Genomic DNA, 26,377 nt, shown 5'->3' with positions numbered 1-26,377 from the left:
GGACGCGATGAAGCTTACATCCAGCCTGAACCGCGACTCCACCTTCGCCGCCAATGTCGATTTCATGTCGGGCCTGGTCGATGATCTGCGGCAGCATGTCGAAAAAATTTCCCGAGGCGGCGGCGAAAAGGCCCGCGAACGGCATCTTTCCCGGGGAAAATTGCTGGCGCGCGATCGCATCGAGGCCCTTCTCGATCCCGGCAGCCCGTTTCTGGAATTGTCGCAATTTGCAGCTTACGAGGTCTATGAAGAACCCGTTCCCGCCGCCGGCATCGTTACCGGCATCGGCCGGGTCTCGGGCCGGGAATGCGTGATCGTTGCCAATGACGCGACGGTGAAGGGCGGCACCTATTATCCGCTAACGGTGAAGAAACATCTGCGCGCGCAGGAAATCGCCACTGAGAACCGCCTGCCCTGCATTTACCTCGTGGATTCCGGCGGCGCGAACCTGCCCAATCAGGACGAGGTGTTTCCCGACCGCGATCATTTCGGCCGCATCTTCTACAATCAGGCCACTATGTCGGCGCAGGGTATCGCCCAGATCGCCGTGGTGATGGGCAGCTGCACGGCGGGCGGGGCCTATGTGCCTGCCATGAGCGACCAGTCCGTGATCGTCAAAAATCAGGGCACGATCTTTCTCGGCGGCCCGCCGCTGGTGAAAGCGGCGACCGGCGAGGTGGTAAGTGCGGAGGACCTCGGCGGCGCGGATGTGCATTCCCGCCAATCCGGCGTCACCGATCATTATGCCCACGATGACCGCCATGCGCTGGCGCTGACCCGGCGGATCGTCTCCACCCTCAACCGCCGCAAACAGGTGGAGCTGGATATCCGCGAACCGGCAGAACCACTTTACCCGCCCGACGAGCTTTACGGCATCGTTCCCGCCGACACGCGAAAACCCTTCGAGGTGCGCGAGATCATTGCCCGACTGGTGGATGGTTCCGAATTTGACGAGTTCAAGGCGCTTTATGGCACGACGCTGGTTTGTGGTTTCGCCCATATCCACGGTTATCCCGTTGGCATCATCGCCAATAACGGTATCCTTTTTTCGGAATCGGCGCTGAAGGGCGCGCATTTCATCGAACTCTGCTGCCAGCGCGGCATCCCGCTGGTTTTCCTGCAAAACATCACCGGCTTCATGGTCGGCAAGGCCTATGAGGCTGGTGGTATCGCCAAGGATGGCGCAAAGCTCGTGACTGCGGTCGCTTCAGCCAAAGTGCCGAAATTCACCGTCATCATCGGCGGCTCCTTCGGGGCCGGTAATTACGGCATGTGCGGCCGGGCCTATTCGCCACGCTTCCTGTGGATGTGGCCGAATGCCCGCATTTCCGTGATGGGCGGTGAACAGGCGGCGTCCGTTCTGGCGCAAATCCGCCGCGACGGCATCGAGGCCGATGGCCGCCACTGGTCGAAGGAAGGCGAAGAGGCGTTCAAGCAGCCAATCCGGGAAAAATACGAACGGGAAGGCCATCCCTATTATGCCAGTGCAAGGCTGTGGGACGACGGCATCATCGACCCGAAGGATACCCGCCTCGTGCTTGGCCTCGGACTGTCGGCCGCGCTTAACGCACCGATAGAACCCACCCGTTTTGGCATATTCAGGATGTGAGGCGACGATGTTCTCGAAAATACTGATCGCCAACAGGGGCGAAATCGCCTGCCGCATCATCCGCACCGCCAACCGCATGGGCATCCGCACCGTGGCGGTCTATTCGGATGCCGACCGAAACGCCATGCATGTGGCGCTGGCCGATGAGGCCATCGGCATCGGCCCCGCACCGGCGCGCGCCTCCTATCTCGATGCGGAAAAAATCATCGCGGCTGCAAAAACAACCGGCGCGGAGGCGATCCATCCGGGTTACGGCTTTCTCTCCGAAAATGCCGCGTTCGCCGAAGCCTGTGCCGCCGCCGACCTCATTTTCATCGGCCCACCGCCGCAGGCAATCCGCGCCATGGGCGGAAAAAGCGAGGCGAAGGCGCTGATGACGGAGGCGGGTGTTCCCGTCGTTCCAGGTTATCACGGTGACGAACAGTCCGAAAAACGGCTGGCAAGCGAGGCGGAGAAGATCGGTTATCCGGTGCTGCTCAAGGCCTCGGCCGGTGGCGGCGGCAAGGGCATGCGCGTTGTCAGGCAAAAGCGCGACTTCGCCGCGGAGCTTGCCGGCGCGAAACGCGAAGCGCTTGCCGCTTTCGGCAATGACCGCATGCTGATCGAAAAATACCTGGAACGGCCACGGCATGTTGAAGTGCAGGTCTTTGCCGATAGCCATGGCAAATGTGTTTCGCTGTTCGAACGTGACTGCTCGATCCAGCGCCGGCACCAGAAGGTCATAGAGGAAGCCCCCGCCCCCGGCCTACCCGATGCCTTGCGGCAACGCATGTATGATGCGGCAACCGCCGCCGCCCGCGCCATCGATTATCGCGGTGCGGGAACCGTGGAGTTTCTGCTCGACCCCTCCGGCGACTTCTATTTCATGGAAATGAACACCAGGCTTCAGGTCGAGCATCCGGTGACGGAATATATTACCGGCCTCGATCTGGTCGAATGGCAAATCCGCGTCGCCAACGGCGAGCCCCTACCGGAAAGGTGGGCCGGCCTTGGCATCAACGGCCATGCCATCGAGGCGCGGATTTATGCCGAAGACCCGGCGCATGATTTTCTGCCGTCGATTGGCACGGTCAGCCATCTCATTTTTCCCGATGAGGGCCCGCATCTCAGGATCGACAGCGGCATCCGCACCGGCGACGCCATCACCGTGCATTACGATCCGATGATCGCCAAGCTGATCGTCTGGGATCATGATCGCCCTTCTGCCGTGCGGCGGCTGCGGCTGGCGCTGGAAAAACTGGCGATCTGTGGCGTCACCAGCAATGTCGCCTTTCTGGCGCGGCTTGCGAGGCTCGAGAGTTTCGCGGCGGCCGATCTCGATACCGGCTTCATCGCCCGCAACGAGGCGGCACTATTCACCCCCGCAGCCATCGGCGGGAACGAGATCGCCGTCGCCGCGCTCGGCCTGCTTCTTTCACGACAGAAAATGGCCAAGACGAGTTCTCTGTCATCGGCCGACCCCCATAGCCCATGGAACAGCACCAGCGCTTTCCGCCTGAATGCACCGACGCGGGAAACCCTGAATTTCACTCTCGACCATCAGCCGCGCACAGTTGCCGTTACCCATGAGGAGGACGGGTTTTCAATGGAGATTGACGGCGGGACGATCCGCATCGGCGGCAATCTCGCGGAGAATGGCAAGCTGCGTGCGGTCATCGATGGCAGGAAGAAGCAGGACTATTTTTTCGCCGAAGACCGCGGCCATACGCTTTTTCTGGACGGCGAGCATTATCGCATCAGCCAACCGGACCCCGTCGATATAGCCGACGCCACCATCCACACCGGTGGTCTGGAGGCGCCCATGCCGGGCGTTATCCGTGCTTTGCTCAGCAAGAAAGGTGCGCTCGTCGAAGCCGGCGAGGCACTGGTTGTGATGGAGGCGATGAAAATGGAGCACACGATCCGTGCCCCGGCGAAAGGTATCGTCGCCGCCATCAACTGCGCCGAAGGCGATATGGTGGCAGCCGGTGCGGTGCTGGTGGATTTCGAGCCGGAGGGCGCGTGACATGAGCTGGCCTGAAACCGTCAAAATCGTCGAGGTGGGCGCGCGTGACGGCCTGCAGAACGAAAGCACCGAAGTTCCCGTCGCCATCAAGATCGAACTGATCGAGCGGCTCGCCGCAGCAGGCCTGCCGGCGGTCGAGGCTGGCGCTTTCGTTTCACCCAAGAGAGTTCCGCAGATGGCGGGTTCGACGGCGGTGTTTCAGGGTCTAAGACAGCGGCACGGCACAGCCTATCCGGCGCTCGTTCCAAATATGAAAGGGTTCGAGGCGGCCATTGAAGCCGGCGTGACGGAAATCGCCGTTTTCGTCTCCGCGTCCGAAGGCTTCAGCCAGCACAATATTGGCTGTTCGCGTTCGGAAAGCCTTGAGCGACTACACGATGTCGCGCAGGTAGCGACCAGCCAGAATATCCGCATGCGCGGTTACGTTTCCTGCATTGCCGGCTGCCCCTATGACGGCGCGGTTGCGCCCGATGAGGTGGTGGCGATGGCCGATGCGCTTGTCGCCATGGGGTGTTACGAAATTTCGCTCGGCGATACGATCGGCGTCGGCACAGCTGGCCAAATCCGCAACCTCATCGAACATGTATCGGCCCGCATCCCGCGTGAAAAAATCGCCATGCATTTCCATGACACCTATGGGCAGGGCGTGGCCAATGTGCTGGCCTCGCTTGAGGAAGGCATCGCCGTTTTCGACAGTTCAGTCGCCGGGCTGGGTGGCTGCCCCTTTGCGCCGGGGGCGAGCGGCAACGTCGCCACCGAAGATGTCGTTTATCTTCTGCAGGGACTTGGCATCAAAACCGGCATCGACCTGATGGCGGTGGCGAAGACCGGTGACTGGATCAGCCGGCATCTCGGCAGGCCTAACGCGGCCCGCGCCGGAAAAGCGCTGCTTGCCGCAAAACAGGAGGGTGACCTGCATGGCGGATGAGTTGTTACGCGAAACACGCAAGGATGTTCTGTGGCTGACGCTCAACCGGCCCGGGGTGCACAACGCCCTCAATGCCGCCATGACCGATGCGCTCACGGATGCCATCCGCGCTGCATCCGCTGACCGCAATCTGCGCGCCGTGGTGATAACGGCAGCGGGAGATCGCAGTTTCTGTTCCGGAGCAGATCTCAAGGAAAGCGCCGGTGGCATGTTCCTTTCGCGCGATGGAACAAACCCCATTGCCGATGTGATGCGCGCCATCGAGCGATGCGAAAAACCCGTCATTGCCCGCATCAACGGCCGGGTCCTGGCTGGCGGGCTAGGCCTCGTTGCCGCCTGCGATCTTGCCTATGCCGCCGATCATGCGGAATTTGGTCTGCCGGAAGTGCGGATCGGACTTTTCCCGGCCATGGTGGCGGCAAAGCTTCTGGCGAAAATGCCTTTGGGCGGGCTTCAGGAAATGGCTTATCTCGGCCAGCCGGTCAGCGCTGCGGAGGCAACACGCCTAGGCCTCGTCAATCGCACCGCGCCTGCGGCTGAACTCGATCGCTTGATCGAGGATGTTCTTGCAAAGCTGCGACAGAATGCGCCAGGCGCCATCGCAGCCGGAAAGGCAGCCTTGCTGGCGATGCGCGACATGCCGTCCGATCAGCGGCTGGCCTTTGCCGAAAGTACCATCGCCACCCTCAGCGGCAGCGATGAGGCGCGCGATGGGCGGCAGGCTTTTGCGGAAAAGCGGCCGCCTATATGGGCGGGAACATCCTGAACCGCAGCACTTTCACTGTAGTCGTCACCTCTTGAGGCGTTAATCGATATAATGCCCGCAGCCGCGTTGACCCCGTTCAGCAAATCGCGTTCTATCCAGCACCTTTCGCCGGATGGTGATCGGGCAGCCGGAGGAGACCCCATGCGCCTTGTAAAAACCGTCGCAGAATTGCGGGATGCGATTGCCGCCTTTCGCCGCGAGGGCAAGACTGTCGGCTTTGTGCCGACCATGGGTTTTCTCCATATCGGCCACCTCACCCTCGTTGCGCAAGCCAAGGCAGAAAACGACGTGACGGTGGTTTCCATCTTCGTCAACCCGCTGCAATTTGGTGCGAATGAGGATCTGGCGCGTTACCCGCGTGACCTCGCCCGCGACAGCGCGCTGCTGGAAGAGGCGGGCATCGATATTCTTTTCGCACCCGATGTAACGGAGATGTATCCGCGCCCGATGTCGACCGTCGTGGATGTGCCGGAACTGGGCAGCCAGCTGGAAGGCGCGGTGCGGCCGGGGCATTTTGCCGGCGTCACCACCGTCGTGACCAAGCTCTTTAACCTCGTCCAGCCGGATGCCGCCTATTTCGGCGAAAAGGACTATCAGCAGGTAACGCTGATCCGCCGCATGGTGGAAGACCTCGCCCAACCGGTGCGGGTCGTGCCGGTCGCGACTGTACGTGAAGCGGATGGTCTCGCCTGCTCCTCACGCAATGTCTATCTGACCCCCGAGCAACGCGCTGCCGCCGTGATCGTGCCGCGTGCGCTTGAAGAAGCTAACCGGCTTTATGACCAAGGCCTAGACGATCCGGCCGCCCTGGAAGCGGCGATAGAAAAATTTATCGCCTCTGAGCCACTGGCTTTGCCGGAGGTTGTTGCGGTGCGCGATCCCGATACGCTGGCGCCAGTTACCTCCGTGCAGGCGGGACCCGTGCTGGTGGCGCTGTTCGTGCGCTTCGGCAGCACGCGCCTCCTCGACAACCGCGTCATCGGCCGCGACAGAACTGAAAAAAGAGAGGCTGCCCAATGAGCACCCATGGAAAACTGAAGCGGCTGACGACAGCCTCCATCCGGCAGATGAAAGGCGAGGCGCGCATCGTCTGCCTCACCGCCTATACGACGCCGATTGCCCGCCTGCTCGATCCGCATTGCGACCTGCTGCTGGTCGGCGATTCACTCGGCATGGTGCTTTACGGCATGGACACGACGGTTGGCGTGACGCTGGATATGATGATCGCACACGGCCGCGCCGTCATGCGCGGCGTCAACCGAGCCTGCGTCATCGTCGATCTTCCCTTCGGCACCTATCAGGAATCGAAGGAACAGGCCTTCCGCAACGCCGTGCGGCTGATGCAGGAAACCGGCTGCGACGGCGTGAAGCTGGAAGGCGGCGAAGAAATGGCCGAGACAATCGCCTTTCTGGTGGCCCGCGGCATTCCTGTCTTTGGCCATGTCGGCCTGATGCCGCAGCTTGTCCACACCGCCGGTGGCTTCCGCTCGCTCGGCCATTCGGATGCGGAAACGCAAAAGATCTGGCGTGATGCGATTGCGGTCGATCAGGCGGGCGCCTTCGCCATCGTCGTGGAAGGCACAGTCGAGCCGCTTGCCCGCGAGCTGACCGAGAAACTTTCAGTCCCTACCATCGGCATCGGCGCATCACCGGCCTGCGACGGACAGGTGCTCGTCTCCGACGACATGCTTGGCCTGTTTTCCGATTTCAAACCGAAATTCGTCAAACGTTTTGCTGATCTTGGTGCGGCGGTTTCGGAAGCAACCGCTGCTTATGCCGACGAAGTTCGCTCGGGGGCATTTCCGGGGCCGGAGCATACGTTTCAGGTGCGCAAGCAACCCGTTAAGGGGGAGTAAGAAGCTTAGCCAGTATGCTGATGGCAAGCCTTGCCCTAAAACTCAACGTCATCCTCGGGCTTGACCCGAGGATCCATAACCTGACGCACCATGGATCCTCGGGTCAAGCCCGAGGATGACAGCGGAGAGGTGAGGCAATGCTGTTTGCTGTTAACCGCCTGCTCAGCCTGATCGCAGTCTTTGCGCATCCAGCAAATCGAACGACTACACAATACCACCGCTGCCACCAACCGAAGCCGGCCGTTCCGCCGCCACCCGCTTGCGATAACCGCTCGCCCGATAGGTCGCGATGGGGTCGATTGCACCCCCAGCCAATTGCCGGGCCTGCGCGAGAATGGGCTCTACATCGGTGCGATAAGCCCGTTTCAGCGTATCAGAAGCCAGCAGGGCATCATTTTCCTGCTGATAGCCGTCGAGAGCCACACGATCCACCAGCAATGCCTGAGCATAGGCGCGGCGGATTTCATTGGCGCTGGAGATCAGGCTTTCAATCGGGTCCGTCACATTATGCGACTGATCGATCATGTGGGCCGGATGGAAACCTTTCACGCCGCGATATTCCGCGTCCACCAGCTCGTTGAACACGAGGAACAGGCGATAAGGTTCTATTGAACCGGCATCCAGATCGTCATCGCCATATTTGCTGTCGTTGAAATGGAAACCGCCGAGCTTGCCGAACTGGATGAGCCGGGCGACGATCATTTCGATATTGGTGTTCGGCGCATGGTGGCCGAGGTCGACGAGGCAGAAGGCCTTTTCGCCGAGCGTATTGGCGATGAGGTAATTGGTACCCCAGTCCTGCACGACGGTGGAATAGAAGGCCGGCTCATACATCTTGTGTTCGGAAAAAATGCGCCAGTCTTCCGGCAGCGCCTTGTAGATATCGGCCATGCCGGCAAGATACCGCTCGAAACTTCTGGTGAAATTGCTCTGGCCGGGGAAATTGGAGCCGTCGCCCACCCACACCGTCAGCGCCTTGGAGCCGATGGCGTTGCCGATCTCAATGCACTCTATGTTGTGCTCGACGGCCTGCCGGCGAGTGGCGGCGTCCGTGTGGCTGAGGGAGCCGTATTTGTAGGAATGGCTCTGACCGGGCGCATCCGAAAACGTGTTGGAATTCATGGCGTCGAAGCCGAGACCCAGCGCATCGGCATGGGCCTTCAGCCGCTTCGGGTCTTCCTTGTCCCACGGAATATGCAGGGAGACGTTTGGTGTAGCCCGCGTCAGCTGGTTGATGACGGCGCAATCATCCAGCTTGTCGAAAATGCCGCGCGGCTCGCCCGTGCCGGGAAAACGGGCAAAGCGCGTGCCGCCCGTGCCAACGCCCCAGGAGGGCACGGCGACGAAAAACTCTGCCACCTTGGCCGTAACGGCATCGATATCGATGTTACGGCGCGCAAGCTGGTTGCCCAGCGCCTGATAGTCGTCTTTCTGTGCGCCGGCGCGCTTTTCGTTTTCAACCGCGATCACATCGGCGGCGATTTTCGTCTCGGTCATCTTTTCCTCCCGGGAATCGGTCCAGTGCATGCTTAGCTTATCGACCTCATCGCCGTCATACCGGCCTTGAGCCGGTCTCCAGTCAACGCGCGTCTGCGCGGCGGGATAAGTTCCTTCAGCCCAAGGACTTGGGCTGGCTGGATTCCGGCTCAAGGCCGGAATGACGGAAATAAGAACGCGCCAAACGCCTTATCGCGTAAAACTCTGCGCATTGCCGGCATCAACATTGATGATGTTGCCGGTGGACTTGGCGGAAGCGTCGGACGCCAGGAAATAGATCGCCTCAGCGATGTCTTCCGGGAAGACGTTGAGCTTCAGCATCGAGCGTTTGCGGTAATGTTCCTCCAGATCGGTCACCTCGATCTTGGATGAAGCCGCACGCTGCTCACGCCATTCACCATTCCAGATTTTCGAACCACGCAACACGGCATCGGGATTAACGGTGTTGACACGAATGCCCGCTTCCGCGCCTTCGAGCGCAAGGCAACGGGCGAGATGAATTTCCGCGGCCTTCGCCGTGCAATAGGCCGATGCGTTAGGTGAAGAGGCAAGGCCATTCTTGGAGGCGACGAACACGACGTTGCCGCCGAGATTCTGACGCCGCAGCAGCCGGAATGCTTCTCGCGAGACGAGGAAATAACCCGTGGCGAGAATGTCGATATTCTTGTTCCACATGGCTAGCGTCGTATCTTCCACGGGTGCGGAAGAGGCAATGCCGGCATTGGAAACGAGAATATCCACGCCGCCGAATTCCACGCTCGCTTGCGCAAAGGCCGAAATGACCGCGTCTTCCTGCGTCACATCTAGCTTGACGGTACGCACCGCGTCGGCGCTGTAACGCTTGACGAAATCGCCTTTGGCGGCTTCCAGCGCCGTCTCGTCAATATCGGCCAGAACCACGCAGGCACCCTCGCCCGCCAGCCGTTCCGCCGTTGCCCGGCCAATGCCGCCGGCGCCGCCGGTGACGAAGGCCACGCGTCCGGCAAGGCTTTTCGGCTTCGGCATGCGCTGCAGCTTTGCTTCTTCCAGCAGCCAATATTCGATATCAAAGGCTTCCTGCTCGGGAAGACCCTGATATTCTGACACGGTGGACGCGCCGCGCATGACATTGATGGCGTTGACATAAAATTCGCCGGCGATGCGGGCCGTGGCCTTGTCCTTGGCGAAGGACAACATGCCGACGCCAGGAATGAGGAAGATCACCGGGTTCGGATCGCGCATCTTGGGCGAATTGTCGTGGCGGCAAGCCTCGTAATAACGGCTGTAATCGGCGCGGTAAGCCTCAAGCGCTTTGTCCAGAGCCGCCGTCAGCGCATCTACATCTGGGTTCGCGGTATCGAGCTCAAGGATCAGCGGGCGGATTTTGGTGCGCAGGAAGTGATCAGGGCAGGATGTGCCGAGATTTCCGAGTGGCTTCAATTCCCTGGAGTTGACGAATTCGAGAACTGCATCCTGATCGTCAAAATGGCCAAGCTTGCGCTCCTCGCGGCCAATGCGGCCACGGATTTCCGGCATCAGCCGCGCGGCGATGGCGCGGCGTTCGGCAACCGGCAGGCTCTTGGCCACGGCACCGCCGAAGATCACCTTGCCTTCGGTCTTTCCCGCAAACCACTCGATCGCCTTGTTGATGATGGCGAGCGTCAGCTTATAGCAAGCCTTGGCGTCATTATCCCAGGTGAACAGACCGTGGCTTTCCAGCACCACGCCCTTGGCCTTGGGATTTGCCTTGACGAAAGCTTCGAGATCAAGCCCGAGCTGGAAACCCGGACGACGCCAGGGCAGCCATCCGATGTCATCGCCGAAGATCTGCTGCGTCAGCTCCTTCGAATTCTTCGAAGCGGCAATCGCGATGATCGCATCTGGATGCATGTGATCGACATGATCGTAAGGCACAAAACCGTGCAGCGGCGTATCGATGGAGGCGGCGCGCGGGTTGAGGTTGAAGGTGCAATGCGGCAGGAATCCGACCATGCGGTCCTCGTCTGTAACACCCTTATAAATGCCCTTCAGCGCTTCCAGCTTGTCGAGATAAAGCGTCGCAAAACCATCGAGCTTGATGGTGCCGACATCACCGCCGGAACCTTTGACCCACATGACGCGGACCTTTTCACCGGTCAGCGGATCGATTTCCAACACCTTCGCGGAGGTATTGCCGCCGCCGTAATTGGTGATGCGCTTGTCCGCACCCAGCAGATTGGAGCGATAAAGCAGCTTGCCGGGCTCATCGAGCGTCCTGGCGTAAGCATCGTCCCAACGGCTTTCGAGAAGGCGGGATGTTCCCGTCATGTCTTCCTCCCAATATCTGTCTGCATTCGCGGAGCCGATATCGGCCCGCCTCCTTTGATGGCAGGTATCGCGCATCCAAAAGCACAATGTCAATCAAAAACGATCATAAATTTTCATGTTGCAGCGCGATATTGATTAATTTGATCGTTTTTGATTGACAACGTAAAGAGATTGCGAATAATCACGGTCAGGAGGACCCCATGCACGAACGCGAACGCCATCGCATCATCTTGAGCGCCACACAGGAAAAAGCTGTCGTGACGGTGCAGGATATTGCTGAACTCACGGATGCATCGGAAGCGACGATCCGCCGGGATATCGCATCTTTGCACGTTCAGGGCAAGTTGCGGCGCGTGCGCGGCGGAGCGGAAGCGGTGCATCCGCCGCAGCTCGGCAATCTTGCCGCACGCCCTTTCCGTGTTTCCGAATCGGTCAATATTGACAAGAAACGCGCAATTGCGCGCAAGGCGGTCGACCTCTGCAATGATGGCGACGCGATCATCCTGAATGGCGGCACGACGACATTCCAGATGGTGCATTACATGGCGGCACGCCGCCTGCAGGTGATGACCAATTCCTTCGCGATTGCCGAGCATCTGGTCAAGCATTCCAAATGCAGTGTCAGCGTGCCGGGCGGCGCGATCTATCGCGACCAGAGCCTTATCCTGTCGCCTTTCGAGAACGACGCGATCCGCAATTTTTATGCGCGACGGATTTTTCTCGGCGCGCAGGGCGTGGGCGCGCTCGGCATCATGGAGTCCGACGCGCTGGTCATCCAGAGCGAACAGAAACTGATGCGGCAGGCGGAAGAACTGATCGTGATGGTCGATTCCTCGAAATTCAGAAAACGATCCAGCCTGATTTTATGCCCGCTCGAAAATGTCACGACCATCATCACCGATGACGGGATTTCGGACGAAGCGGCAAGGATGGTGGAAGATGCCGGCGTCGAATTGCTGATCGCCGGTGCGGTGGCAGCGGGAAAAACCGCCGGTCCGCCGGATGAGGAGAATTCTTCTTCAGTCGCTTGAGGAGCGCTGGAGGAAAAACAAGGTTCAAAACGGGAGGAAAAGGGACATGAAACTTACACGCAGAACATTGACCAGCGTTCTGGCACTCAGCGCGGCGCTCTCCGTCGCGGGGCTTGGCAGCGTTGCCCAAGCAGCAGACGTCAAGATCGCACTGGTGGTCAAGTCACTCGGCAACGGCTTTTTCGAAGCCGCCAACAAGGGCGCGCAGGAAGCCGCAAAGGATCTCGGCGGCGTCGAGATCATCTATACCGGTCCGACCAGCACCACGGCGGAAGGCCAGATCGAAGTCATCAATTCGCTGATCGCGCAGGGCGTCGATGCCATCGCCATTTCCGCCAACGACCCCGACGCCGTTGTTCCGGCGCTGAAAAAGGCGGCACAGCGCGGCATCAAGGTCATTTCCTGGGATTCCGGCGTGGCGCCCGAGGGCCGCATTCTTCAGCTTAATCCTTCTTCCAACGCGCTGATCGGCAAGATGTGCCTGCAGCTCGCCGCATCGCATCTGGAAGGTGGCAAGGGCGACTTCGCCATTCTTTCGGCCACCACCACCTCCACGAACCAGAATATCTGGATCGATGAGATGAAGAAACAGCTGAAGGATTTCCCCGGCCTCAACCTCGTCACGACGGTTTACGGTGACGACCTTGCCGACAAGAGCTACCGCGAAGCGCAGGGCCTGCTCTCCTCGCAGCCGAATGTGAAGGTCATCGTAGCGCCGACGACCGTTGGCGTTCTCGCTGCCTCTCAGGCCGTGAAGGATGCCGGCAAGATCGGTCAGGTCTTCGTGACCGGCCTTGGCCTGCCGTCGGAAATGGCCGGCGCGATCAAATCGGGCGCCACCAAGGAATTCGCCATCTGGAACCCGATCGACCTCGGTTACTCCGCCACCCAGATCGCCTATCGCCTTGTGAAGGGCGAAGCCGATGGCAAGCCGGGCTCGGAAATCGAAGCCGGCCGCATGGGCAAGATCAAGGTTGGCGAAAACAGCGAAGCGGCGATGGCTGATCCGTTCATCTATGACGCGAAGAATATCGATCAGTTCTCGAAGATTTTCTGATCTGAGAAGTGACGGCAGTGCGTGGAGGGCACCCCCCTCTGCCCTGCCGGACATCTCCCCCTCAAGGGGGGAGATCGATATGCGGCGGCCTCTCGGCCATCTCCAACGTTGCGAGTGAGCGAGCGTTTTCTTCTGGCCGATCTCCCTCCTTGTGGGGGAGATGCCCGGCAGGGCAGAGGGGGGTGGCCCCGATCACTTCACTCAAAACCGACCGGTAAGACCTGATAATGCGTGCTGAAACCCAAACCATCAACATGACAGAGGCTTCGAGCGCCACGCCCATTCTGGAAATGCGCGGCATCAGCCAGATATTCCCCGGCGTGAAAGCGCTGGATGGCGTCGATATTGCGCTTTATCCCGGCAAGGTCACCGCGCTGATCGGCGAGAATGGCGCGGGCAAATCCACGCTCGTCAAAATCCTCACCGGCATCTACCGCCCGAACGAAGGCGAAATCCTGCTGGATGGCAAGGCTGTGACCTTTCACGGTGCGCAAGATGCCATTGATGCCGGCGTCACCGCCATTCATCAGGAAACCGTGCTCTTCGACGAGCTCTCGGTCGGCGAAAATATCTTCCTCGGTCATGCGCCCAAAGGCCGTTTCGGCCTGATCGACTGGAAGACCATCAATGAGCGAGCCAGGGTTCTGCTGGAGCAACTGGAAAGCACCATCGATCCTACCATCCGGTTGAAAGATCTTTCGATCGCCCAGCGCCATCTGGTGGCCATCGCCCGTGCGTTGTCGGTCGAGGCGCGCATCGTGATCATGGACGAACCGACGGCTGCGCTTTCCCGCAAGGAGATCGATGATCTCTTCCGCATCGTCGAGAACCTCAAGCGGCAGGGCAAGGCGATCCTCTTCATCAGCCACAAGTTCGATGAAGTCTATGAAATCGCCGAGAATTACGCTGTGTTCCGCGACGGGAAAATGGTCGGAGCCGGCACACTCGCCACCACGCCGCAGGATGAGATCGTGCGCCTGATGGTCGGTCGCGACGTGACGAACGCCTTCCCCAAGCAGGCCGTCACGCTGGGACCAACGGTGTTGTCGGTTCGCGATTACTCGCACCAGACAGAATTCCGCGATATTTCGCTCGAGCTGCGCAAAGGCGAAATTCTCGGCCTTTACGGGCTGATCGGCGCGGGGCGCTCCGAACTCTGCCAGTCGCTGTTCGGCATCACCCGGCCGGCTTCGGGAGAGATAAAGCTGAACGGCCAGCCGCTCACCATTCGTTCGCCGGAAGACGCGATCCGCGCCGGCATCGTTTATGTACCGGAAGAGCGCGGCCGCCATGGGCTGGCGCTGGACATGCCAATCTACCAGAACATGTCGCTGCCCTCTCTCACGCGCACATCGCGCAAAGGGTTTCTCGCCGCCGCCAATGAATTCGCGCTGGCGCGCAAATATGCCGCGCGGCTGGACCTTCGCGCCGCCGCACTCTCCGTGCCTGTTGGCACGCTTTCGGGCGGCAACCAGCAGAAGGTGGTGATCGGCAAGTGGCTCGCCACCCAGCCCAAGGTCATCATTCTCGACGAGCCGACCAAGGGCATCGATATCGGCTCCAAGGCCGCCGTGCATGGCTTCATCAGCGAGCTTGCGGCGGAAGGGCTTTCCATCATCATGATTTCATCCGAACTTCCCGAAATCCTCGGCATGTCCGACCGTGCCATCGTCATGCGCGAAGGCCTGATGGCGGGCCAGTTCGAACGCGCCGATTTTTCTCCGGAAAAGCTGGTGCGCGCCGCCACCGGCAATGCCTGAGAGGGGCAACCACATGCAACGTCTACTCAAAAATCGCGAATGGCTGCTGGCGGGCATCATCATCGTCATGATCGCCGGTTTTGCGCTGCGCGCGCCCGGTTTCAGCCGGCCCGGCAATCTCGTCAATATCTTCAACGACACGTCCATCCTCATCATTCTGGCGCTTGGCCAGATGGCGGTCATTCTCACCAAATCCATCGATCTTTCGGTCGCCGCAAACCTCGCCTTTACCGGCATGGCCGTGGCGATGACCAATGCCGCCTTTCCGGGTATTCCCCTGCCGCTTCTCATCGCCATGGCGGTCGGCATCGGTGCGTTTCTCGGCTCGCTCAACGGCGTACTGGTCTGGTGGCTCGGCATTCCGCCCATCGTCGTCACGCTCGGTACGCTCACCATCTATCGCGGCATGGCCTTCGTGCTGTCGGGCGGCGGCTGGGTGAATGCGCACCAGCTTTCGCCGACCTTCCTCAATGTACCGCGCACCGTAATCCTCGGCATGCCGGTTCTTTCATGGGTGGCGATCCTCATCATCGCCGGGGCCTGGCTGGTGCTCAGCCGCACCTCCTTCGGCCGTTCGGCCTATGCATCGGGCGGTAATCCGAGTGCAGCCGTGTATGCGGGCATCGATGTCGGCCGCACGCGCTTCTTCGCCTTCGTGCTGTCAGGCGCTCTGGCCGGTCTCGCCAGCTATCTCTGGGTCTCGCGTTATGCCGTTGCCTATGTCGATATCGCCGCCGGTTTCGAACTGGACAGTGTAGCGGCCAATGTGATTGGCGGCATCTCGATTGCCGGTGGCATAGGCTCAGTGGCGGGCGCCGTGCTTGGCGCGCTGTTCCTCGGCGTCATCAAGAACGCGCTCCCGGTCATTGGCATCTCGCCCTTCGCGCAGATGGCGATATCAGGCGTGGTGATCGTGCTTGCCGTCGTCTTCAACGCCCGCGCCGAAGCTCGAAAAGGCCGCATCATCCTGCGCGACCGGGCGGCAGCCGATCAGGCCAAGGAGGCCGCAGCATGACCTCGCAACCGACACAGACACCGCGCATCATCCCCGACAAGCTCGGTACGCCGCTGCGCCGTGTCATGGCCAGCTGGGAAGTGCTGCTGCTTGGCGTTGCGATCCTGATCTTCATCGCCAATTCGCTCGCCTCACCCTATTTCCTCAATGCCTGGAACCTCTCCGACGCAACCTTCAACTTCACCGAAAAGGCGATCATCGCCTTTGCCATGGCGCTGCTGATCATTGCCGGTGAAATCGATCTATCCGTCGCCGCCATCATTGCGCTTGCCTCCACCGCCATGGGCGCGGCGGTGCAGATGGGCGTCGGCACGCCCGGCCTCGTCGCCATCGGCATCGGCACCGGGCTTTTGTGCGGGGCTTTCAACGGCTTTCTGGTCGCCGGGCTGAAGCTGCCGTCCATCGTCGTCACCATCGGCACGATGAGCCTGTTTCGCGGCATCTCCTATATGGTGCTGGGCGATCAGGCCTATGGCAAATATCCTGAAGATTTCGCCTATTTCGGCCAGGGTTACGTGATCTCCGTCATATCCTTCGAATTCGTGCTGTTCATCGTCATGGCCGTCCTCTTCGCCATTCTGCTGCACGCCACCAATTTCGGCCGGCAGGTCTATGTCATCGGCACCAATCCCTTCGCGGCCCGCTTCTCCGGCATTCCCGTCGAGCGGGTGAAGTTCATCCTCTTCCTGCTCACCGGCCTGATGAGCGGCATCGCCGCCGTCTGCCTCACCTCCCGTCTCGGCTCCACCCGCCCGTCGATCGCTCAGGGCTGGGAGCTTGAAGTGGTGACCATGGTGGTGCTGGGCGGCGTTTCCATTCTCGGCGGCTCGGGCACCATTGCCGGCGTCGTCATCGCCGCCTTCGTCATGGGCCTTGTCACCTTTGGTCTTGGCCTGCTGAATGTGCCTGGTATCGTCATGTCGATCTTCGTCGGCCTGTTGCTGATCGTCACCATCGCCATCCCCATCGTCGTTCGTCGCCTTAGAGCCATGAGAGGCTGAGCCATGCCGGAATTCGAAAAACACGCCTTCAAGATGAAGCTCCATGCTGGCAAGCAGGCCGAATACAAAAAACGCCATGACGAAATATGGCCGGAACTGGTGACGCTGCTGCATGAAGCCGGCGTGAGCGATTACTCCATCCATCTCGACCCGGAAACGAACATCCTGTTCGGCGTTCTCACGCGTCCCAAAAACCACGGCATGGCGGCATTGCCCGAGCATGCCGTGATGAAGAAATGGTGGGCGCATATGGCCGATATCATGGAGAGCAATCCCGATAATTCGCCTGTGGCGAAAGACCTGCTGACAGTATTCCATCTGCCATGAGCGATCCAATCATACCCGGCCGCATCGCGGTCATCGATATCGGCAAGACCAATGCCAAGGTCGTCATTATCGACACCAGCAGCGGCGAAGAGATTGCCAGCGACCGACGGACAAACCCTGTCCTTCGCGATGGCATTTATCCACATTACGATGTGGAAATGCTCTGGAGCTTCATTCTTGCCTCGCTTCGCCGATTTGGCCATGAGCCGGGTTTCGACGCGATTTCCATCACCACCCATGGTGCGGCAGCGGCCCTTCTCGATGAGAACGGCGATCTTGCCATGCCGGTGCTGGATTATGAGCACAGCTATCCCGCCGCTGTTCAGGAAGCCTATCTTGGCCTGAGGCCCGATTTTTCAGAAACCGGCTCGCCGCAGCTTCCCGTCGGGCTGAACCTTGGCGCACAAATCCATTTTCAGAAAACCGCGTTTCCGCAGGAGTTCGCCAGGGTACGCAGCATCGTCACCTATGCGCAATATTGGGCGGGGCGGCTGACCGGCGTTCACGCAACCGAAACGACGTCCCTCGGTTGCCACACTGACCTCTGGAACCCTCGGCGGAAAACCTTCTCCTCGCTGGTCGATCGTCTCGGCATCGGGCAATTAATGGCGCCGGTGCGTTCCGCTTTCGATGTGCTAGGGCCGGTTCGCAAGTCACTGGCACAGGAAAACGGTCTGTCTGCAGATGTGCCCGTCTATTGCGGTATCCACGATTCCAACGCATCGCTCCTGCCGCATCTGTTGCGCCGGCAGGGCGATTTTTCGGTCGTCTCGACCGGCACATGGGTGGTGAACTTCGCCATCGGCGGCACAGTGGATGCGCTGGACCCCGCCCGTGACACGCTGTTGAATGTCGATGCTCTCGGACGCCCCGTTCCGTCCTCCCGTTTTATGGGCGGCAGGGAATATGAAATGTTGACGCAGCAATTCGGGCCTGCGCCGGACGGCGAGATCGAGGCCATGCTTGGTGGTGTGCTGGCCAAGGGCATGATGCTGTTGCCCAGCGTCGTCGGTGGTTCCGGCCCCTTCCCCGGCAAAACGGCGCGCTGGATCAATGACGACAATGCCACGGTCGCGGAGCGGCACGCGGCGGCATCCCTTTATCTTGCGCTTATGACGGAGTTCAGTCTTTCGCTGATCGGGCGAAAAGGCCCGGTGCTGGTTGAAGGCCCATTTGCCAGCAATGCGCTTTATCTCAAGGCGCTGGCGGGTTTTGCCAATACGGAGGTGATCGCCGTCGGCGGCTCCACGGGCACCAGCGCGGGCGCCGCGCTCCTCACCGGCATCAGGCCGCTTGCCGGCCGGGAGCGTCATTTCGCTCCTGATAGCATTGCCGGGCTTGGTCCATATCGTAGCGACTGGCTCGCGCGTCTGGATTGACGCAAAATACGAAATGCGGCCTCGAATGAAGCTGCATTTCGTTTCGTCTTAAGATCAGCCCTTGATGAAGGCCAGAAGATCGGCGTTGAGCACATCGGCGTTGATGGTCAGCATGCCGTGCGAGAAGCCGGGATAGGTCTTCAACGTACCGTTTTTCAAGAGCTTTACCGATTTCAGCGCGGAGTCGGCAATCGGGACGATCTGGTCGTCTTCGCCGTGCAGCACCAGTGTCGGTACGCTGATCGCCTTCAGGTCTTCCGTCTGGTCGGTTTCCGAAAAAGCTTTGATGCCATCGTAATGGGCCTTTGCGCCACCCATCATGCCCTGCCGCCACCAGTTCTGGATCACGCCTTCCTGTGCGGTTGCACCATCACGGTTAAAACCGTAGAACGGGCCGGACGGCACATCGCGGAAGAACTGCGCGCGATTTGCGGCAAGCGCCGAGCGGAAGCCGTCAAAAACCTCCATCGGCAGGCCTTCGGGGTTTTCCGCGGTCTTGAGCATCAGAGGTGGCACGGCGGAAACGAGCACGGCCTTGGCAACGCGGCCGGCGGGTTCGCCATGTTTGGCAACATAACGGGCAACTTCGCCGCCGCCGGTGGAGTGGCCGATATGGACGGCATTCTTCAGATCGAGCGCCTCGGCGACGGCAAAGGCGTCGGCGGCGTAATGATCCATGTCGTGACCTTCGGCAACCTGGGCAGACCGGCCATGGCCACGGCGATCATGGGCGACGACGCGAAAACCCTTGGAAAGGAAGAACAGCATCTGCGCATCCCAGTCATCGGAAGAGAGCGGCCAGCCGTGATGAAACATGATGGGCTGGGCATCCTTCGGGCCCCAGTCCTTGTAGAAGATTTCGGTTCCGTCTGTCGTCTTTACAAAGCCCATGATCATTCTCCTTCGGTTGCGTTGGCATCTTCCGGTGCGGTGTCAGTTGTGCGCCGGTTTGATGGAGGGATGATGACGCAGGACAACGGTTGCGACAATTGCACCAATAATTGGCAATGAATTGCTATTTATGAAATTATCTTTTCGATCCGCCTGGCTGCACACGCATCGAACCGCTCCGCGCCCTCACTCTGCAGTGAGAACGAGAGGATAGGCAGACGGTTCCGTGAATTCAATCACCTACTGGGGCGACCCTCGTCTTCAATCCACCTCGGGATCGTATTCCCTCGGGCTGTCATCCCTGGAAAACAACACACAAGGCCCGCGGGAACCGCGCGGATCATAGGCATAGCCCTTGGCCGTCAGCGCCTGCATGATATCGCGAACCCCGGCGAGGCCATAAAGATGGTCATGCAGCTCGACGAATATCCTCTCCACGCCGGCAAGATCGGCCCTGCCAAGCAGGTCACGTTCAGCGCCTTCAATATCCATCACGAGGGCGGTAATGCCGTGGCCGGCAATAAATTCATCGATATTTTCGGAAGAGATTTCGATGCGCTGTTCATAAGGCCCCTGATTTTCGTCCATGGATGACATCCAGAGATCCTTGCGGACGTAGAAAGGATAGGTGCTCGGCGCATCGGCGGTGAGAAGCCCCTGCGAAAACACGACATTGCCGCGGCAATTGGCCTTGAGCACCCGCTCTGCCAGCGCCGCCGTCGAAGGATTGGCCTCGAAAGCCCACACCGAAACATCGTCAATGCCGGCAATGATGGAGGTGATGATGCCGATGCCGGACCCCAGTTCCAGCACGCGGTCGCCGGGCTTGATGGCTTTCAGGACGCTGCGGGCCTCTTTCGCCTCATAGCTGCCGTCGGTCAGCGCCTGCCAGATGACGGGCGATACCTCATCGGAAGAAAGAGGCAGGGCAACTCCATGCACGTCCAGTATTTCCATGTCTCAAGCCTTTTCGCAAAATCCGGTCGTTTCACCAGAACGATCTCGTATCGACCGGAATGCTCTACAGCATCGGTGCAGCAACCGGTATCGGTTTTAGCAGGAACCGATACATCCGGTTAAAATTTCGATACGCTTGCGGTGATGCGAAAAGGGGATTTCAGACGGAACTCCAGAACACCAGTTCCTTGGCTGGCAACGGCCTGCTGATCAGATAACCCTGTACCTGATCGCAACCCAGACGTCTGACGCACTCATATTGCTCTTCCGTCTCGATGCCTTCGGCAATCGTCGTCATCCGCAGACTACGGCCCACCCCGACCACAAATTCGACGATCGCCAGCGCATCACGGTCGCTGGTGATATCGCGCAGGAAGGACCGGTCGATCTTGATCTTGTCGAAGGGTACGCCACGCAAATTCGCAAGCGAGGAATAGCCTGTGCCAAAATCATCCATGGCGATCTTGATGCCGACATCCTTCAGCCGGGTCAGCGTATTGATCGTCTGGTCGCTCTTGTTCAGTAGAATCGATTCGGTGATCTCAAGCTCAAGCCGGCTCGGCTCCAGCCCGCTTTTTTCAAGGGCACCCATGACGTTCTGGATGAGGTTGGTGCTGTGAAACTGAACCGGTGACAGGTTTACCGCCACTTTCATGTCCTCGTCCCAGCCCATCGCCTCGCGGCAGGCGGTCTCCATCACCCATTTTCCGAGCGAATGGATAAGGCCGGTTCGTTCCGCAACGGGAATGAACACGCTGGGCGGCACATCCCCCCGCACGGGATGCTTCCAGCGCAGAAGTGCCTCGAAGCCGCAGAGCTTGCGTGTCTGCGTCGCCACCTGCGGCTGGTAATAGACTTCCATCTCATCGTTCTGCAGCGCCGTCTGCAGATCGGCCTCGAAGGATTTCTTTTCGGTCAGCTGCTTCTGCATACGGACCTTGAAAACACTCGCCCGGCCCGGACCGATGGCTTTCGCCTCATAAAGCGCCAGATCGGCGCGCTTGAACAATTCATCCGCATCGACTGTACCATGCGATATGGCGATGCCGATGCAGGTGCCGATTTTGACCTCCTGCACGCCAAGCTGGTAAGTGCGGCTGATCTGGTCGATGAGCTTGGAGGCAAGGCGGCGGGCCGTGTCCTCGTTAAGGTCATCGGAGACCACGGCAAATTCGTCGCCGCCCAGCCGGCATACCATGTCGTAATCGCCGCTGATGGCCGAAAGCCGCTGCGCCACGGCCTGAAGCAGCGCATCACCCGCATCGTGGCCGAGCGTATCGTTGACGTCCTTGAACCCGTCGAGATCAAGCAGAAGGATCGCCGTCGTTCCGGTACCGCCGAAGGATCGGCGCAATCTCTCGATCAATTCCTGGCGGAACAGGGACCGGTTGGGCAGTCCGGTCAGCGCGTCGTGATAGGCGTCATGTTCCAGCCGCACGTTTTTCGCCTGCAGCTCCAGCGTTGCGGCGCGCAGATCGTCCGTCAGGCCGCGCATGCTTTTCTGTGCACGATTCAGAAGGTCGTTCTGACGAAGCAGCAATATGACGAGCGCGATACCGCAGAGGATGAGGCCACCCGCCAACGCGGTATAGACGATGTGCAGCTTGCGCACATCCTCATGGGCCGTATCGATGAGATTGACGTCATAGGCCACTGATGACGAGGCCAGTGTCGTCATCGGCGCATCAAGCGCGCTCATCGCCGAAAGTAGATCCGGAACATCCGCCGGTTCCAGACTGTTAATCTGCTGTTCCAGGCGCGCCAGAACGGCATCAAGCTGGGTTACCAGATCTCGCCACTGCTGCTTTTCATGGATGAAGGCCCCCAGATTGCCCTGTTTCAAAAGCTCCAGGCGGCTGAGCATGATGTCCAGACGCAACTGCAATTCGTCCCGGTCAAGCTTGCCGGGGCTTAGCGCGAATACGGCAAGCTTGTTCTGAAGGCGAAGATATTCCGCCACGGTCTGGCTGACGGCCCACGAATCATTATAGCGGGCGAACTTCTGCAAAGCGGTTTGCCGCTCGGCAATGACGAAAGCGATATAGCCCGTTGCCAGGACGAAGCAACAGATGATCACCGCCACAAGTTTTCGCAAACGGCACCTTTATTCCACTATCAATTTGGCGACTTGCCACGCGGACCGCGAATAATAGGTCTGCTTCTGTAATTCCGGGTCGCTGTCATAGGGGTAAATGACGAACAACGGACCCTTTTCTCGAACTGTCATGTAGTTGCCATCCAGTTTGATCGCCAGAATAACGTTAAATTTCTTAAAATCCTCAACCGGTATCGTGCTGACATAATCATTGAGAGCGACCGCCGTGATGCTGGTGCCCGTCGCACCGACGACCTCCATCAATTTTTCCAGCGAAACACCATCGAAACGGACGCGACCATCGTGCCATGGCGTCGTCGTCTCCACCGTCACCATGCCAAGCGCCTCCAGCATGTCGCGATCGAACTGCGCAGCACCATCAGCATTCGTATTGGTGATCTTGCCGGATATGGTTAATATCGGCTTTCCTTGCGGTTTGGCAATTGTCCCCGCTTGGGCACAGGAAAGCCACACAAGCGACAAGAACGCGCTGAGAAGTACCCGGGCGAAACTCATACTTTTTCTCCATCGATAACGTTCAGGTCGAAGGTTTTCGCCAACCGCTGATGGTCAAGGGAACCGACGTCCGCAATATATATCAGGAAAGTATGTTATATCCTCACTGAGATTTTATCCGTATTTTCTCTAGGTTTTGAGTAAACCCTTTGGATAATTTTTCCGTCTTATTTGTACTTTTTTACGTTCCGCGCACTGTTATGACGCAGGCGAACCCCCACTCATGCCGCCACACCAAATTCCTCCGGCGGAACGAAGGCCAAATCGTGACGGGGGCTTTCCTGGCCACATACCGAAACATGTGATTCGCGCGAACCGGAGGTTGCGACCGGAAACCCGGCATCGACTTGCATGCTAAACATAAATGACAAAAGACAAGTTCCACGTCACAGAAAAATCATCGTCTTTGCCAGAGCCGACGGTTGAAACATACCGCGCGGAACTTAATATAAAGGCTGTCGTTTCCGTTTCCGGCAACTCCAGAATCCCCGCCGGAAATGTCCAGACACACGTTCCGCGCAGCGAAAGCCGCGATGCCGGATATCGTCCGGCCAGGAAAATTCTGTTCACGTCTCCGGGCCGGACGGCATCCGCCGTATTGGCCGCATCATGAAGGTAGCCCCTATGCACACCTATCCCGACATCAAACTTCTCATTGATGGCGAATGGCGAGACGCCGTTTCCGGCAAGACGATCGCCGTGTCCGATCCGGCAACCGACGAGATCATCGGCGCGATCGCCCATGCAGAGAAGGAAGACCTCGATCTGGCACTTGCCGCCGCTGACCGCGGATTCAAGGTGTGGCGCGACACCTCGCCCTTCGAGCGTTCGAAAATCATGCGCAAGGCCGCGGATATCCTGCGCGAGCGCAAGGACAAGATCGCCTATATGATGACGCGCGAGCAGGGCAAGCCGCTGGCGCAATCCGGTACCGAAATCATGGGCGCCGCCGATACCATCGACTGGTTCGCCGAAGAAGCACGCCGCACCTATGGCCAGGTCATTCCCGCGCGTGCGGCCGGCGTTTCGCAGCTTGCCATCAAGCTGCCGGTCGGTCCCGTTGCAGCGTTTACGCCGTGGAACTTCCCGATCAACCAGATCGTCCGCAAGCTTTCCGCAGCGCTCGCCACCGGCTGCTCCATCATCGTCAAGGCGCCGGAGGAAACCCCGGCATCGCCGGCGGAACTCATCCGCGCTTTCGTGGATGCCGGCGTACCGGCGGGCGTTATCGGTCTCGTTTACGGCGTCCCATCAGAGATTTCGGAATATCTGATCCCGCATCCGATCATCCGCAAGATTTCCTTCACCGGCTCCACTCCGATCGGCAAGCACCTCGCGGCGCTGGCCGGCAAGCACATGAAGCGCGCCACGATGGAACTCGGCGGCCATGCGCCGGTGATGATCTTCAACGACGCCGATATCGAAAAAGCGATTGAGGTGACTTCGCTTTCGAAGTTCCGCAATGCCGGACAGGTCTGCGTGGCCCCCACCCGCTTCCTCGTGCAGGACGGCGTTGCGGACCGTTTCCTTGAAGGTTTCGTGGAAGCCGCCAAGGCGGTCAAGGTCGGCAATGGTCTGGAAGACGGCGTCATCATGGGTCCGCTCGCCAATGAGCGGCGTATTCCGGCGCTGGAAGGCCTCATCAGCGACGCGGTTTCCCATGGCGGCGAATTGAAGACCGGCGGCCGCCGCATCGGTAACAAGGGCAATTTCTTCGAACCGACGGTTCTCGCCAACGTGCCGACCAGCGCCAAGATCATGAATGACGAGCCCTTCGGCCCGGTCGCAATCATCAACCGCTTCTCGAGCTTCGACGATGCAGTTGCCGAAGCCAACCGTCTGCCCTTTGGTCTTGCATCTTATGCCTTCACCGGTTCGGTCAAGACCGCACATGCGCTCGGCCACCAAGTTGAAGCCGGCATGCTGACCATCAACCATAATGGCTTGGCGCTTCCCGAAGTCCCCTTCGGCGGCATCAAGGATTCCGGTTACGGTACCGAAGGCGGCTCGGAAGCCGTTCAGGCCTATCTGGAAACCCGCTTCATCAGCCAGATGAGCTGATTTGCGCAAAAATCTCTTCTCCCCGCCGGGGAGAAGATGGCCTGAAGGGTCAGATGAGGGGGCAAGCTCTCCGCATATCTTTGCCGTTGTCCCCTCATCCCGCTGCCGCGACCTTCTCCCCCCGGGGAGAAGGCGAAAGTCGCGGTCGCTCGATAGATTCTCACCTCCGAGAGTTGCCATAGCTTGCCTCCAGCCTCATCCTGCCCTAAAAGAACAAAAAGTGAACTTTGAGGGCGATATGAGCGACACGGCGGCACCAGCGTTGAAGGAAATCTTCAACCGCGAAAAATTGCGGCATATTGCCGATCAGACCAAGGCCGTGCATCCGCCGTTTGATGTTTCCGCCTTCATGGCACTCGCAACGACAAATCTCGACGCGCTCGGCATCATGCAGCGCATGCGGCAGGTGGCGACCAGCCTGCATGCCACGCTGCCGGGCGACTATGCCCGCAACATCGAAATCCTGACCGCTGCTGCCCCCGGCATCGGCAATGGCTTTGCATCCATTTCGCTGCCGGAATATGTGGCGCTTTATGGTCTCGGCGATTTCGATCTTTCCATGCAGGCGCTGCAATATTTCACCCGCTTCGGCTCCTCGGAATTCGCCATCCGCCATTTTTTGCAAAAGGATATCGCCCGTACCCTTGCCGTGATGGAAACATGGTCGCGGCACGAGAACGAGCATGTACGGCGTCTGGCAAGCGAAGGCTGCAGGCCGCGCCTGCCCTGGTCGTTCCAGCTCAAGCCGCTGATCGACGACCCGTCGCCGGTAACCGCAATCCTGGATACAATGAAAGCCGATGAAGCGCTTTACGTACGCAAATCCGTTGCCAATCACCTGAACGACATCACCAAGGACAATCCCGCCTTCGTGCTGGCGCTGATCGACACATGGCCGAAAGACAATCCGCATACGCGCTGGATCACCCGGCAAGCCTTGCGTACGCTGATCAAGAAGGGCGATGCCGCCGCACTCTCCCATCTCGGCGCGCATGAGGAAGCGAAGATCGCGCTTGCAGCGTTTCAGGTCTCACCGGAAAAGATCGTCCTCGGCAATCACGTGCGGATTTCGGCCTCCTTCACCTCCACGGCAAAGAGCCCGCAGAAACTGGTGATCGATTACGCCGTGCATTACGTCAAGAAGAGCGGCGACGCCTCGGCGAAGGTCTTCAAGTGGAAGGAGATCGAACTTCAGCCGGGCGAGACATGCGCACTGTCAATCAGCCGCGCCATGCGCGACTTTACCACCCGCAAGCACTATGCCGGTGTCCACAAGGTCGATCTCATGGTCAATGGCAGGCTGGCAGCCGAGGCCTCTTTCGAGCTTCTGATCTAAGGCT

21 protein-coding genes are annotated in these 26,377 nt (G+C 59.5%); 15 read left to right on the top strand and 6 right to left on the bottom strand.

Features of this window, described 5'->3' with window-relative positions:
* Nucleotides 1-7 precede the first annotated feature (7 nt).
* From QSV77_RS16035 to panB, 6 genes are all read left to right on the top strand, one after another.
* Complete coding sequence (locus QSV77_RS16035) at nucleotides 8-1,609, top strand: carboxyl transferase domain-containing protein (RefSeq protein ID WP_302734238.1); 1,602 nt, start codon at nucleotides 8-10, stop codon at nucleotides 1,607-1,609.
* A gap of 7 nt (nucleotides 1,610-1,616) precedes the next feature.
* On the top strand, nucleotides 1,617-3,614 hold the full coding sequence (locus QSV77_RS16030; RefSeq protein ID WP_302734237.1) for an acetyl/propionyl/methylcrotonyl-CoA carboxylase subunit alpha: 1,998 nt from the start codon (nucleotides 1,617-1,619) through the stop codon (nucleotides 3,612-3,614).
* A 1-nt stretch (nucleotide 3,615) separates the two neighbouring features.
* Complete coding sequence (locus tag QSV77_RS16025) at nucleotides 3,616-4,542, top strand: hydroxymethylglutaryl-CoA lyase (protein WP_302734236.1); 927 nt, start codon at nucleotides 3,616-3,618, stop codon at nucleotides 4,540-4,542.
* Nucleotides 4,532-5,308: an enoyl-CoA hydratase-related protein gene (locus QSV77_RS16020; protein ID WP_302734235.1), complete on the top strand. Its 777-nt coding sequence runs from the start codon at nucleotides 4,532-4,534 to the stop codon at nucleotides 5,306-5,308. Before QSV77_RS16025 ends, QSV77_RS16020 begins: the two co-directional genes overlap by 11 nt.
* 141 nt (nucleotides 5,309-5,449) lie before the next feature.
* Entirely contained in the window at nucleotides 5,450-6,328 is an 879-nt protein-coding gene (panC, locus tag QSV77_RS16015; protein ID WP_302734234.1) for a pantoate--beta-alanine ligase, read from the top strand.
* Nucleotides 6,325-7,164: a 3-methyl-2-oxobutanoate hydroxymethyltransferase gene (gene panB / locus QSV77_RS16010; protein WP_302734233.1), complete on the top strand. Its 840-nt coding sequence runs from the start codon at nucleotides 6,325-6,327 to the stop codon at nucleotides 7,162-7,164. The genes panC and panB overlap by 4 nt, the downstream gene beginning before the upstream one ends.
* A gap of 204 nt (nucleotides 7,165-7,368) precedes the next feature.
* Here panB and rhaI read toward each other — a convergent pair whose 3' ends face one another.
* Both rhaI and QSV77_RS16000 read right to left on the bottom strand, forming a co-directional pair.
* Complete coding sequence (gene rhaI / locus QSV77_RS16005) at nucleotides 7,369-8,661, bottom strand: L-rhamnose catabolism isomerase (protein ID WP_302734232.1); 1,293 nt, start codon at nucleotides 8,659-8,661, stop codon at nucleotides 7,369-7,371.
* 189 nt (nucleotides 8,662-8,850) lie between these two features.
* On the bottom strand, nucleotides 8,851-10,947 hold the full coding sequence (locus QSV77_RS16000; RefSeq protein WP_302734231.1) for a bifunctional rhamnulose-1-phosphate aldolase/short-chain dehydrogenase: 2,097 nt from the start codon (nucleotides 10,945-10,947) through the stop codon (nucleotides 8,851-8,853).
* A 200-nt stretch (nucleotides 10,948-11,147) separates the two neighbouring features.
* On the opposite strand from QSV77_RS16000, the gene QSV77_RS15995 reads away from it, so the two are divergent.
* The 7 genes from QSV77_RS15995 to QSV77_RS15965 all read left to right on the top strand — a co-directional run bounded on the left by QSV77_RS15995 (nucleotide 11,148) and on the right by QSV77_RS15965 (nucleotide 18,517).
* Entirely contained in the window at nucleotides 11,148-11,978 is an 831-nt protein-coding gene (locus QSV77_RS15995; protein WP_065118076.1) for a DeoR/GlpR family DNA-binding transcription regulator, read from the top strand.
* A gap of 46 nt (nucleotides 11,979-12,024) precedes the next feature.
* Entirely contained in the window at nucleotides 12,025-13,035 is a 1,011-nt protein-coding gene (gene rhaS, locus QSV77_RS15990) for a rhamnose ABC transporter substrate-binding protein (protein WP_065118075.1), read from the top strand.
* A gap of 227 nt (nucleotides 13,036-13,262) precedes the next feature.
* Entirely contained in the window at nucleotides 13,263-14,795 is a 1,533-nt protein-coding gene (locus tag QSV77_RS15985) for a sugar ABC transporter ATP-binding protein (protein ID WP_302734228.1), read from the top strand.
* Between the two features lie 13 nt (nucleotides 14,796-14,808).
* Nucleotides 14,809-15,810, top strand: a complete 1,002-nt coding sequence (locus QSV77_RS15980; RefSeq protein ID WP_080820961.1) for an ABC transporter permease — start codon at nucleotides 14,809-14,811, stop codon at nucleotides 15,808-15,810.
* Complete coding sequence (locus QSV77_RS15975) at nucleotides 15,807-16,811, top strand: ABC transporter permease (RefSeq protein WP_302734226.1); 1,005 nt, start codon at nucleotides 15,807-15,809, stop codon at nucleotides 16,809-16,811. Before QSV77_RS15980 ends, QSV77_RS15975 begins: the two co-directional genes overlap by 4 nt.
* Nucleotides 16,812-16,814: 3 nt before the next feature.
* Complete coding sequence (gene rhaM, locus QSV77_RS15970) at nucleotides 16,815-17,138, top strand: L-rhamnose mutarotase (protein ID WP_302734225.1); 324 nt, start codon at nucleotides 16,815-16,817, stop codon at nucleotides 17,136-17,138.
* Nucleotides 17,135-18,517 carry an FGGY-family carbohydrate kinase gene (locus QSV77_RS15965; RefSeq protein WP_302734224.1) on the top strand — a complete coding sequence of 461 codons (1,383 nt, stop codon included), beginning with the start codon at nucleotides 17,135-17,137 and terminating at the stop codon, nucleotides 18,515-18,517. Before rhaM ends, QSV77_RS15965 begins: the two co-directional genes overlap by 4 nt.
* A gap of 54 nt (nucleotides 18,518-18,571) precedes the next feature.
* On the opposite strand, the gene QSV77_RS15960 is transcribed toward QSV77_RS15965, so the two are convergent.
* The 4 genes from QSV77_RS15960 to QSV77_RS15945 form a co-directional block, all read right to left on the bottom strand.
* A complete protein-coding gene (locus tag QSV77_RS15960; protein ID WP_271361663.1) occupies nucleotides 18,572-19,408 on the bottom strand; it encodes an alpha/beta fold hydrolase in 837 nt (278 codons plus the stop codon).
* Nucleotides 19,409-19,669: 261 nt separating this feature from the next.
* Nucleotides 19,670-20,365 (bottom strand): FkbM family methyltransferase, encoded by a 696-nt coding sequence (locus tag QSV77_RS15955; protein ID WP_302734223.1) that lies wholly within the window; start codon nucleotides 20,363-20,365, stop codon nucleotides 19,670-19,672.
* Nucleotides 20,366-20,525: 160 nt separating this feature from the next.
* Nucleotides 20,526-22,460 (bottom strand): bifunctional diguanylate cyclase/phosphodiesterase, encoded by a 1,935-nt coding sequence (locus QSV77_RS15950; RefSeq protein ID WP_269699153.1) that lies wholly within the window; start codon nucleotides 22,458-22,460, stop codon nucleotides 20,526-20,528.
* A gap of 9 nt (nucleotides 22,461-22,469) precedes the next feature.
* A complete protein-coding gene (locus tag QSV77_RS15945) occupies nucleotides 22,470-22,976 on the bottom strand; it encodes an oxidoreductase (RefSeq protein ID WP_142841410.1) in 507 nt (168 codons plus the stop codon).
* Between the two features lie 624 nt (nucleotides 22,977-23,600).
* On the opposite strand from QSV77_RS15945, the gene QSV77_RS15940 reads away from it, so the two are divergent.
* Entirely contained in the window at nucleotides 23,601-25,037 is a 1,437-nt protein-coding gene (locus QSV77_RS15940; protein ID WP_269699152.1) for an NAD-dependent succinate-semialdehyde dehydrogenase, read from the top strand.
* Nucleotides 25,038-25,275: 238 nt separating this feature from the next.
* Nucleotides 25,276-26,373: a DNA alkylation repair protein gene (locus QSV77_RS15935; protein WP_302734222.1), complete on the top strand. Its 1,098-nt coding sequence runs from the start codon at nucleotides 25,276-25,278 to the stop codon at nucleotides 26,371-26,373.
* Nucleotides 26,374-26,377 lie beyond the last annotated feature (4 nt).

The organism is Agrobacterium sp. V1, from assembly GCF_030518355.1.
In the GTDB taxonomy this organism is placed as follows: Bacteria; Pseudomonadota; Alphaproteobacteria; order Rhizobiales; family Rhizobiaceae; genus Agrobacterium; species Agrobacterium cucumeris.
Note: the sequence above shows the minus strand (reverse complement) of the source record. Positions and strands in the feature narration are given on the sequence as shown.

What these genes read in the sequence shown, in the direction of transcription:
- QSV77_RS16035 (WP_302734238.1), top strand. Translation starts at nt 8, where the DNA reads ATGAAGCTTACATCCAGCCTGAACCGCGACTCCACCTTCGCCGCCAAT.
- QSV77_RS16030 (WP_302734237.1), top strand. Translation starts at nt 1,617, where the DNA reads ATGTTCTCGAAAATACTGATCGCCAACAGGGGCGAAATCGCCTGCCGC.
- QSV77_RS16025 (WP_302734236.1), top strand. Translation starts at nt 3,616, where the DNA reads ATGAGCTGGCCTGAAACCGTCAAAATCGTCGAGGTGGGCGCGCGTGAC.
- QSV77_RS16020 (WP_302734235.1), top strand. Translation starts at nt 4,532, where the DNA reads ATGGCGGATGAGTTGTTACGCGAAACACGCAAGGATGTTCTGTGGCTG.
- panC (WP_302734234.1), top strand. Translation starts at nt 5,450, where the DNA reads ATGCGCCTTGTAAAAACCGTCGCAGAATTGCGGGATGCGATTGCCGCC.
- panB (WP_302734233.1), top strand. Translation starts at nt 6,325, where the DNA reads ATGAGCACCCATGGAAAACTGAAGCGGCTGACGACAGCCTCCATCCGG.
- rhaI (WP_302734232.1), bottom strand. Translation starts at nt 8,661, where the DNA reads ATGACCGAGACGAAAATCGCCGCCGATGTGATCGCGGTTGAAAACGAA.
- QSV77_RS16000 (WP_302734231.1), bottom strand. Translation starts at nt 10,947, where the DNA reads ATGACGGGAACATCCCGCCTTCTCGAAAGCCGTTGGGACGATGCTTAC.
- QSV77_RS15995 (WP_065118076.1), top strand. Translation starts at nt 11,148, where the DNA reads ATGCACGAACGCGAACGCCATCGCATCATCTTGAGCGCCACACAGGAA.
- rhaS (WP_065118075.1), top strand. Translation starts at nt 12,025, where the DNA reads ATGAAACTTACACGCAGAACATTGACCAGCGTTCTGGCACTCAGCGCG.
- QSV77_RS15985 (WP_302734228.1), top strand. Translation starts at nt 13,263, where the DNA reads ATGCGTGCTGAAACCCAAACCATCAACATGACAGAGGCTTCGAGCGCC.
- QSV77_RS15980 (WP_080820961.1), top strand. Translation starts at nt 14,809, where the DNA reads ATGCAACGTCTACTCAAAAATCGCGAATGGCTGCTGGCGGGCATCATC.
- QSV77_RS15975 (WP_302734226.1), top strand. Translation starts at nt 15,807, where the DNA reads ATGACCTCGCAACCGACACAGACACCGCGCATCATCCCCGACAAGCTC.
- rhaM (WP_302734225.1), top strand. Translation starts at nt 16,815, where the DNA reads ATGCCGGAATTCGAAAAACACGCCTTCAAGATGAAGCTCCATGCTGGC.
- QSV77_RS15965 (WP_302734224.1), top strand. Translation starts at nt 17,135, where the DNA reads ATGAGCGATCCAATCATACCCGGCCGCATCGCGGTCATCGATATCGGC.
- QSV77_RS15960 (WP_271361663.1), bottom strand. Translation starts at nt 19,408, where the DNA reads ATGGGCTTTGTAAAGACGACAGACGGAACCGAAATCTTCTACAAGGAC.
- QSV77_RS15955 (WP_302734223.1), bottom strand. Translation starts at nt 20,365, where the DNA reads ATGGAAATACTGGACGTGCATGGAGTTGCCCTGCCTCTTTCTTCCGAT.
- QSV77_RS15945 (WP_142841410.1), bottom strand. Translation starts at nt 22,976, where the DNA reads ATGAGTTTCGCCCGGGTACTTCTCAGCGCGTTCTTGTCGCTTGTGTGG.
- QSV77_RS15940 (WP_269699152.1), top strand. Translation starts at nt 23,601, where the DNA reads ATGCACACCTATCCCGACATCAAACTTCTCATTGATGGCGAATGGCGA.
- QSV77_RS15935 (WP_302734222.1), top strand. Translation starts at nt 25,276, where the DNA reads ATGAGCGACACGGCGGCACCAGCGTTGAAGGAAATCTTCAACCGCGAA.